We start from the raw sequence: 9,882 nt of genomic DNA, 5'->3' as shown, positions 1-9,882 counted from the left end.
ACGCTTTACAGGATGTCTTTTTTCCCGATCGCATCGTCCTCGGGTCCCGTCATGATAAAGCGAGCGAAGTGATGCGGCGTCTCTATCACAAATTGGTGCACCGCGTGAATTACGACGAGCTGTTCCGGTATTTCCTGTTCGATCGGCAGGTTCACCCGAAGACACCCGCCTACTACGAGACCGACATCAAGAGCGCGGAGATGATTAAGTACGCCTCCAACGCTTTTCTGGCCGTCAAGATCAGCTTTATCAACGAAATCGCCAGATTGTGCGAAACGCTTGGCGCCAACGTCATGTCCGTCGCTTCAGGGATGGGGCTCGATTCGCGAATCGGGGATAAATTCCTGCAAGTGTCCAGCGGCTGGAGCGGCAGCTGCTTCCCCAAGGATACGGCGGAGCTGCTGGCCACGGGAAAGAAATACGGCTGCGAGCTGTCGGTCGTCGAGGCGGCGATCCAATCGAACGGTCTTATGCACAAGCACGTCATCGACAAGGTCAAGCAAAAGCTGAAATCCTTGAACGGCAAGACGATCGGCATTCTGGGTTTAACGTTTAAGCCGAATACGGACGACGCCCGTCACACGCAGGCATCCGTCATTATCGGAGAACTGCTGGACGTCGGAGCAAGGGTGAAGGTTCACGATCCCCAGGGCATGGGCATGTTCAAGGCCCTGAACGAACTTATGGAGATCGGGTACTGCGACAATGCTCATCGCGTCGCCGACAACGCCGACGCATTGATCTTGCTGACGCATTGGGACGAATACGCCCGGCTTGGCTGGGAGGAAATCCATGCATCGATGAGAAAGCCGTTCGTCTTGGACACTCGCAATTTCCTGAACGCGGCCGAATTGAACCGGCTTGGATTCGAGTACGAAGGCATCGGCATCGGGATGCCGGATGAGTCGAAGACGGCGGACAGACTGGCGATTACCTATTAAAAGACTAAGTCGGAAAGTGGGATGGGAATGGATTTACGCGAAATACTCCGGGTAATCCGGAGCCGGGCCGGAGTCATTGCGGCGGTCGTGATTTTGGCTGTCGCGGCGACGGGGTTGTCGACGCATTTTCTCATGGAGCCCAAATACGAAGCTTCCACCAAACTGATCGTCAATAAATCCTCGGTTCAGGACAACGGGTACGGAATCACCTGGGACGACGTGACCGTCAACGTTCAGCTCATCGCCACCTATAAGGAACTGATCCGTACGGAAGCGATCATGAACGAAGTGCTGAGCAAGCATCCGGACATCGGCTTGAGCGGCCGCGAACTGATGGAAACCGTTACGGTCAGCTCGGTGAACGGGACGCAGGTCATGACGGTCGTCGCGCAGGACGAAAGCTACGAGAGAGCGGCTCTCATCGTGAACGCGGTGTCCGAAGTGTTCAAATCGAAAGTCGTGGAAATCATGAAGGTCGATAACGTGACCATCCTTAACAACGCGGCGGCGGACGAGAAACCGGCTCCGATCTCGCCGAATCTGGCCATGAACGTCGCGATCAGCCTCGTCCTGTCGCTGATGTTCAGCTTGGGCATCGTGTTCCTGCTTCATCATCTGAACGATACGATCATGAGCGAGGAAGAGATCATGAGCGAGCTGAATTTGCCGATTCTGGCAACAATCAAGCAAATCGACAAGAAGGACTTGTACAGGCATCGCGCCGGCAAACCTTCGAGAAAGGCGGCGGAGAGCGTTTATGTTACGGCAAACCAATGAGTACGCGCTGCTCACGGACATGAACCCCAAAGCTTCGATCTCCGAGGCTTATCGGACGCTTCGGACGAACACGCACTTCGCCAATGCCGAACGCGCGCCGAGAACGATCTGTGTCGCCTCCGCCGTTCAGGGAGAAGGAAGGACGATTACCGCGGCGAATCTCGCCGTCAGCTATGCGTTGGAGGGGAAGAAAACGCTGCTGGTCGATGCCGATTTGCGCAATCCGGTTTTGCATAAAGTGTTCGAAGCGACGAACGACGCGGGGCTGACCCAGTATTTGCGCTCGTCCGCCCCGATGCAGAGCTTTGTTCTGCCGACCTACGTCGAGAAGTTGTCCTTGCTCCCCTCTGGACCGATTCCGAAAAATCCGTCGGAACTGTTGTCCTCGGAGAAGTTGGGAGGACTAGTAAGAGATTCGCTGGAGGAATTCGAGGTCGTGATCTTCGATACCCCTCCCGTTCTGCTGGTGACGGATGCGCAAATCGTCGCGGCCCGATGCGACGGGGTGCTGCTCGTGGTCGGATCCGGCAAGGTCAAGCGGGACTCCGCGGTCAAAGCGAAGCAGCTTCTCGAACATGTTCAGGCGTCCCTCCTCGGGGTCGTGCTTAACGGGAAGAAAAAAGCTTCCACAGAGCTGATGCATAAACGCTATAAGGCAATGGCGGAATAGACGAAGAAGCGCGATCAAGCGAGATCGCAGCGAGCAGAGAAAGGAAGAGTAAGATGGAAGTTCGCGATTTCATGCCGCAGGTATCGATTATCGTCTGTACGTATGCCAGAGCTTCTTTATTGCGGGAAACCTTGCTTTCTCTGGAGCAGGTAAAGGGGATAGAAGAGGCGGAAGTGCTCGTGATCGACAATCGCTCGCCCGATCATACCGCCGATGTCGTGGCCGAATGCAAGACCCGGCTGTCGGGAAAAGTGAGGCTGAGCTACGTGTACGAAGCCAGACAAGGCTTGTCCATCGCCAGGAACAGGGGGGTCAAGGAGGCGCGGGGGCCTATTCTCGCCTTCCTGGACGACGACGCGATCCCGTCCGAAGAGTGGTTGACGAGCCTGATTAACGCTTTTCAACGAAATGCCGGCGCGGCCGCGGTCGGGGGAATCATCCGTCCTCTCTTCGAGACGTCGCGGCCGGATTGGCTCGTTAAGCCATTGGAGCTGGGGTTCACGATCGTAGATTTCGGGAACAAGGAGAAGGTTTATCCGCGTCGCTTCCATCCTTACGGAGCGAATATGGCGATTCGTCGGGAAGCGCTGGGGGAGCTTGCCTTTCCCGAGTCGTTGGGCCGCAAAGGGCAATCGCTGCTGTCCGGCGAGGAGTCGTGGCTGTTTGCGCAGCTAAGGAAGAAACGTTATCAGCTCGTTTACGTACCCGAGATGAGCGTCCTCCATTTTATCCCCGGCGATCGCCTCCGACAAGAATGGATCAAGCGAAGGTTCTACTATCAAGGCGTTTCCTATGCGATCTGGGGAGATCGTTGGCCTATGCGAATGAAGCTGATGGCGACGCTGCTTCTGAAAAGGATTTATCTTCTGGTCAATGCGCTATTCGTCCGGACGCCGGGCCAACGTCTGCTGAAGGAGTGTCGGCTGGAGAGCATTAGAGGCTCCGTGGACACCTTGCGCAAACGAGGGGCGGTTGCGGATTTATGAACGGATGGGAAGCCGCCCGTCTGCAGCCGAGGACGATGCCGCTCCTCCTCTTGCTAATCGGCGCGCTGCTGATCGGGATCGCGGTGCCGCGCGAGCCGGTCCTTGCGTTCGCGGGCGTTATCGGAGTATCGATCAGCCTGTTCGCCATCATTTTCCCGATCGGCACGGGATACCTGCTGCTTGTTCTGTCCGCGATCTCCATTCAATACATTTTCGAGATCGAGGCGATGGGGCTTGATCTGCAGTCCTTCTACAAATTCGGCATCATTCTGCTTAGCGTGCCCGCGATGATCCGGTTCGGCATTCACAAGGCGAGATTGGCTCCCATCGCGGCGGTCTTCCTGATCTGCGCTTTGACGTATACGATGGCCGACCGCCACCCGATGCTGTCGTCATCGGCGCCTCTCGTCACGCTTATCGGGATGACGGCTCCGTTTATTTTTCTGCTGATCCGTTGGCCGAGGAACGTGACAGAACGGCATGTCAAGCTTCTGTGTCTGCTGCCGGCCGTCAGCGTCGCTTTCGGCGCGGTCTTTCACCTGGCCGGACTGTACCCGATGTTCGTCACCGAATATAACGGAGCGTTTCGCTTGCAGGGAGCGAATATTCCGCCGCATCTGGCTTTCCTGGCTTTTGTCGCCTTCTTTGTGTCCATGGTCGGGGTTAAGCGGTATCCGCGCCAGATGTCGATCTATTATTTTCTGATGGGGACGAACTTCGTGATCATGCTTCTAACCGGAACGAGGGGGGCATTGGTTGCGGCATTGGCCATGGTCCTGGCTTTTGCGTTCGATCTCTTGAAACAGTTCTTGAAAGGCAAAACCGCTCTGATCGTCCCGTTGATCGGTTTTGTCGCGATTCTGGCGCTTTCCGTGGGGCTGCAGATGGATAACCTCAAGAAGAGATCCTACGCGCAGCAGTCTAATGCGGAGGTGAACTTGTCGGGAAGATCGGAGGCTTGGGAATTTTTCCTGAACGGGGCGAAGGAATCGCCTTGGTTCGGGCGAGGGCTCGGTTCCGTGCTGGTCAGCAACGACGGCTCGATCGACAAGTCTTTCTCCGTCCCCCATAACGAGTATATCCGGTTTTACTACGATGGCGGAATTGTCGGAGCGGCACTGCTGTTCCGCGCACTGCTGATCGTATTTCTGGAAGTCTATCGAAGGGCCTCTCGGGAAATCCGGATCTATTTGGCAGCTTTCCTGCTCGGATTCGCCGTTTATTCGATCTCGGACAATACGATATCGTCCATCCAATTCATCGTTCCGTTCTGCGTAAGCCTCAATGCCATTGCCAATCAATCTGATCCGTCTAGGAGGAGTCCGATATGAAGTCGATCAAGAAAGCCATTATTCCGGCCGCAGGTCTGGGAACCCGATTTCTGCCCGCGACGAAAGCGATGCCGAAGGAAATGCTGCCGATCATCGACAAGCCTACGATTCAATATATTGTGGAGGAAGCGGTCGAATCCGGTATCGAGGATATCCTCATCGTAACCGGCAAAGGGAAAAGGGCGATCGAAGATCATTTCGATACCGCCTTCGAGCTGGAGCATCGACTGAACGAGTCGGGCAAGCTGGAGCTGTTGAACGCGGTGCAGAGATCCTCGAAGGTGGAAATCCACTACATTCGCCAGAAAGAGCCGAAAGGGCTGGGCCATGCCGTGTGGTGCGCAAGGCGCTTTATCGGCAACGAACCGTTCGCGGTGCTGCTGGGCGACGATATCGTATCGGCGCAGGTTCCTTGCCTGAAGCAGATGATTCAGCAATACGAGCAGACGCAAGCTTCGATCGTCGCCGTCCAGTCCGTGCCGGAGGATCAGACTCACCGTTACGGCATCGTCGATGTGGCGGAGCAGTTCAGCCGGCTTGCAGCGATCCGGAATATGGTGGAGAAGCCTTCCTTAGGCCAAGCTCCGTCCAATCTGGCGATTATCGGCCGGTACATCCTGACACCGGAAATATTCTCCTTTCTGGATTTGCAGGAGCAAGGGGCAGGGGGGGAAATCCAACTGACCGACGCGATTCAGAAGCTGAACGAACTGCAGCAGGTTTACGCTTATCAATTCGAAGGGGTTCGCTACGATGTGGGGGAAAAACTCGGCTTTATTTTAACGGGACTCGATTTCGCGCTTCTGAATCAGGAGCTGAGATACCCGCTTTTGGACGCCATCGAGGAAATATTGCACCGGGAGAAATCCGCGGTCAGGTGGAGCAAGCATGGCTAGCGGCCGAACCGTCGGCGCGTTCTCTTCCTCGATATTCGCGTCGATCCGCGGCAAGAGTCTGTTCACCGAGACGGTCAAGACGATGGGAATCAGCATCGGAATCATGTTCGTTAATTTGCTAACAGGCATCCTGACGGCCCGCTCCCTCGGGCCGGAAGGGCGCGGCGTCCAGACCGCGCTCATTCTATGGCCGCAGTTTCTGGCTTTCGCGACGACGCTCGGCATTCACAGCGCCTTGCTGTACCATATGAAGAAGTCGAAGGAAGAAGAGGCAGACCTGTACTACTCGTCGCTCTTCTTGTCCATGGCCGCCGGCGCGGCTTCGGTCGTCATTGGTATCGTTTTCATCCCGCATTGGCTGGGAAGCGAATCGGAAAGCATCGTTTCCACTGCGCAATGGTTCATGTTCGCGACGCCGTTTATGCTGCTTTATTTTATGCAAAATGCGTTGTTTCGGGGCCGAGACGAATTCCGCGCCTTCAATCGGATGCGGTACCTGGTGCCGCTGCTCTCCTTGTTGATGCTGACCGCTCTGATCGCGGCTGACCGCCTGACTCCTTATACGTCGGGACTGGCTTATCTGGCTCCTTATGTTCCCGTAACGATATATGCGGTCTGCAAGAGCATCCGACTCTACCGGCTCAGTCTGCGCAGAATCCGGTCAGCCGGACGTAAAATCGTTTCCTACGGCATCAGCGCATACGGAATCGATCTGCTCGGCAATCTCATCCTTTATATCGACCAGATTATTTTGATCGGACTGCTTGCGCCCGGCCCTCTCGGGTTGTACGTCGTGGCCGTGAGCTTATCCCGGATGTTGAACGTCTTCTCTTCCTCGATCATCATGGTGCTCTTCCCGAAGCTGTCCGGTCTCGAAGCGAAGGAAGCGGCGCTGCTCTGTCTGAGGGTATTCAAGCTCGCGACGATCGGGGCGCTCGCCTGCACCGGCGTTCTCATGCTCGCGGCTCCCGTATTCATTAACCTGCTGTACGGAAGCCTGTTCCTGGATTCGATTCCCGTCTTCTCGCTGCTGGTGCTCGAGGTAGTTCTCGGGGGCTCGGCCATGGTTTTGGCACAAGCGTTCATGGCCCAGGGCAGCCCGATCGTGGCGACGATCTCGCAAGCGATCGGAATCGTTCTCGTCGTGCCTCTGATGTACGCGCTCGTTCCGGCCTACGGATTAACCGGCGCCGGCATGGCGCTGCTGATCCCCGCAGCGGTGCGGCTGCTGTACGTTGCGTACATGTTCCAGCGAAGGTTCAAGCTGGGACTGAAGGCGTTCGCGATCGGCAAGAACGACCTGCTCTGGGTGAAAAGCTTGAGGTCCCGGAGAAGCCCAGCGGCTGCGAACGATTCGTCAACCTCTTAAGACAAGAAGGGGGGCTGAGGCCTCCTTCTCTCGCAAGGCTATCGCCTACCGCAACTCGGCGATAGCCTTATTTGGGTTGGTCCGCGGCGTAAATCAGGCAATCGCTAGTGGAAGCCGGAAGGCTTCTTGTATAAGATATAGGGTCGGATCAAAGCGAGAGAAGGTGATCGTGATGGCGGGCTCGCCTCCTGTTAACCAGAATGCTTCTAATGAAGCCGTAAGTTTGCTGAATTACTTGAACGCTCTGTCTAGATCAAACCGGGGGATGCTTACCGGGCAGCACAATTGGCTGGGAGCGCCGACGGAAAATATCGAAAAGCTCGTGCTTCCGATCTCCGGCGGCAAATACCCCGCCATCTCCAGCTTCGAGCTTGGCGCGATTGGCGGGCAAAGCGATGCGATCGTATACAACCATCGCAGGGACGCGGTGGACGCTGCAATCGCCTACTGGCGGGCGGGGGGCATCGTCGCTTTTTGTTGGCATCAGCAATTTCCTCTGACCTCCAACGTATGGGCCAACGTATGGAACGATTCCAATAAGAACGGATACAAAACCCAAGAAGAGTTCAACGCCTGCGTGACGCCCGGAACGGCTCAATACAACTGGTTGCTGGCGGAATACGACAAAGCTGCGGAGCATCTGATCCGGTTAAGGGATGCAAGAGTTCCGGTGTTGTTCAGGCCTTATCACGAGATGAACGGCTATTGGTTCTGGTGGGGGAAAAAGACCCGCTACCGGGAGCTATGGGATAGGATCTACAAGCGGTTCGCGGAGGACCATGGATTGAACAATCTATTGTTCGTGTGGAACTCGCATTGCCCGAGAACGGCTGATCCCGCTATCGGGGATTACAGGCTTTATTATCCGGGGACGGTGACGAACGGAGTGGCCGCAAGCGGCAAGGTAGACGTCGTCACCCACAACATTTATCAAAACGAATTTCTGCAAAGCCATCACGACGATCTGTGGCATTTCGCCGGAGGCAAACCGATCGGATTGTCCGAGGTCGGCGGCCTCCCCGATATGCAAACGATGAAGACGAACCAATACCGATACGCCTTCTCGATTGCATGGGGGGAGCGCTATTGGTCCGACGAGAACACGGAGGCCAACAAGAGGCAGTATTATTCGCATGAATACGCGATCACAAGGGAGGAGATTGACATACCGGCAGCGGATAAGAGGATACAAGTAAGCGCCAACAGAAGATTCCTCGTCACCTCGGAGGGTTCATCTTTTTTCTGGTTGGCGGATACGGGATGGGAGACGATGCAGCGGCTGAATCGGGCGGACGTCTTAAAGTACTTGAAAAGCTGCGCCGATCAGGAATTCAACGTCGTGCAGATCGTCGCTTTGGCGGAAACTTGGAATTTGACCGTGCCGAACATGTACGGCGATCAGCCGCTCGTAGGGGCCGACCCGAACAGGCCGTTGACGACGGAGGGGAACAATCCGTCCGACCCGGCGCAATACGATTATTGGGATCATGCCGATTACGTCATCGACACGGCGGCCTCGCTCGGGTTGTACGTAGCGCTGCTGCCGACTTGGGGCAAATATATCATCGACAATAGAACTCCGTACAACCAGCCTTATCTGGGGATTTTCGACAACGCGAAGGCGTATAATTTCGGCAAATGGATCGGCGGCCGCTACGCGAACAGGAACAACGTCATCTGGGTGCTTGGCGGCGACAGGGCGCCGGACACCGATCCGAAGCGGCAACTGATCCGCCAAATGGCGCAAGGGCTTCGGGACGCCGGAGCCGCGCAGTTGACGACTTACCATCCGATCGGAGGGAAATCGTCGTCGGAATGGTTCCAGAGCGACGGCTGGCTGGACTTTAATATGTACCAGTCGGGCCATCTCTCCCGCGATTATCCGAACTACAACATGATCGTCGCCGATTACGGCAAATCGCCCGTGAAGCCGGTGCTGGACTCGGAGCCGAGGTACGAGAACGCGGGAATCAACTTCAATTCGGCGAACGGCAGATTCTCGCCCTACGACGTCCGTCAGGCCGCTTATTGGGCCGTATTCGCGGGAGCGTTCGGGCACACGTACGGCCATGGATCCATCTGGCAGATGTATGCGCCCGGCCGGACGGCGGACGAGAACGTCTACTGGTACGACGCGATCAATGCCGAAGGAAGAAGACAGATGAAATACGTTCGCAGGTTGATCGAGTCCAGGCCTTTCCTGGAGCGGGTGCCCGACCAATCGCTTGTCGCGAACGCGCTGTCCGGCGGAGACCATATCCGGGCGACCCGAGGCTCCGGGTACGCGATGATCTACGCGCGGACGGGTTTCACGGTGAACATGGGCAAAATATCGGGCGCTACGGTAACAGCCTACTGGTATAATCCGAGAACTGGCGCCTCCACGCGAATCGGGGATTTCGCCAATGCGGGCGCCAGGGCGTTCACGCCGCCGACGACGGGCGCGAACAACGACTGGGTGCTCGTGCTCGACGACCAGTCCAAAAATTATCCGCCGCCGGGGCAAGGGCAGGAGCCGGAACCCGGAGATACGACGCCGCCGACGGCTCCGGGAAGCCTGAGCCTGGTGTCGAAGACGGCGACGACGGCGACGATGAAGTGGACGGCGTCGACGGACGCGAGCGGCATCGAAGTGTACGACATCTATCGCGACGGCGTCTATTACGGGTACACGCAGGACTTCGACAACCTGCAGTTCACGGCGACGGGACTCGCCCCGAACACGACCTATACCTTTACAGTGAAGGCGAAGGACAAGGCGCAAAACTGGGGGCCGTTCAGCAATCCGCTGACGGTTAAGACGGACGAGGAGCCCGGCCGGGATACGACGCCGCCGACAGCCCCGGGCAACCTGAGCCTGGTGTCGAAGACGGAGAAGACGGTGACGATGAAGTGGACGGCGTCGACGGACG

The 9,882-nt window shown here is 56.6% G+C and carries 8 protein-coding genes; all 8 read left to right on the top strand.

The genetic code is table 11. The features are described 5' to 3' along the window. The coding region (locus tag ACESLM_RS29695) for a nucleotide sugar dehydrogenase (RefSeq protein WP_372638168.1) at nt 1–941 on the top strand (941 nt) is incomplete at its 5' end. Between the two features lie 27 nt (nt 942–968). Further along, a complete protein-coding gene (locus ACESLM_RS29690; RefSeq protein ID WP_372638165.1) occupies nt 969–1,718 on the top strand; it encodes a YveK family protein in 750 nt (249 codons plus the stop codon). Next, nucleotides 1,699–2,388 (top strand): CpsD/CapB family tyrosine-protein kinase, encoded by a 690-nt coding sequence (locus ACESLM_RS29685; protein ID WP_372638162.1) that lies wholly within the window; start codon nt 1,699–1,701, stop codon nt 2,386–2,388. The genes ACESLM_RS29690 and ACESLM_RS29685 overlap by 20 nt, the downstream gene beginning before the upstream one ends. A gap of 53 nt (nt 2,389–2,441) precedes the next feature. After that, nucleotides 2,442–3,374: a glycosyltransferase gene (locus tag ACESLM_RS29680; protein ID WP_372638159.1), complete on the top strand. Its 933-nt coding sequence runs from the start codon at nt 2,442–2,444 to the stop codon at nt 3,372–3,374. Then, on the top strand, nt 3,371–4,705 hold the full coding sequence (locus ACESLM_RS29675; protein WP_372638156.1) for an O-antigen ligase family protein: 1,335 nt from the start codon (nt 3,371–3,373) through the stop codon (nt 4,703–4,705). The genes ACESLM_RS29680 and ACESLM_RS29675 overlap by 4 nt, the downstream gene beginning before the upstream one ends. Continuing rightward, nucleotides 4,702–5,601: a UTP--glucose-1-phosphate uridylyltransferase GalU gene (gene galU, locus ACESLM_RS29670; RefSeq protein WP_372638154.1), complete on the top strand. Its 900-nt coding sequence runs from the start codon at nt 4,702–4,704 to the stop codon at nt 5,599–5,601. The genes ACESLM_RS29675 and galU overlap by 4 nt, the downstream gene beginning before the upstream one ends. Next, complete coding sequence (locus ACESLM_RS29665) at nt 5,594–6,970, top strand: lipopolysaccharide biosynthesis protein (RefSeq protein WP_372638151.1); 1,377 nt, start codon at nt 5,594–5,596, stop codon at nt 6,968–6,970. The genes galU and ACESLM_RS29665 overlap by 8 nt, the downstream gene beginning before the upstream one ends. 172 nt (nt 6,971–7,142) lie before the next feature. Continuing rightward, nucleotides 7,143–9,882: apiosidase-like domain-containing protein (locus ACESLM_RS29660; RefSeq protein ID WP_372638148.1), on the top strand; the 2,740-nt coding region annotated here is incomplete at its 3' end.

This window comes from Cohnella sp., from assembly GCF_041641335.1.
Taxonomy (GTDB): domain Bacteria; phylum Bacillota; class Bacilli; order Paenibacillales; family Paenibacillaceae; genus Cohnella.
Note: the sequence above shows the minus strand (reverse complement) of the source record. Positions and strands in the feature narration are given on the sequence as shown.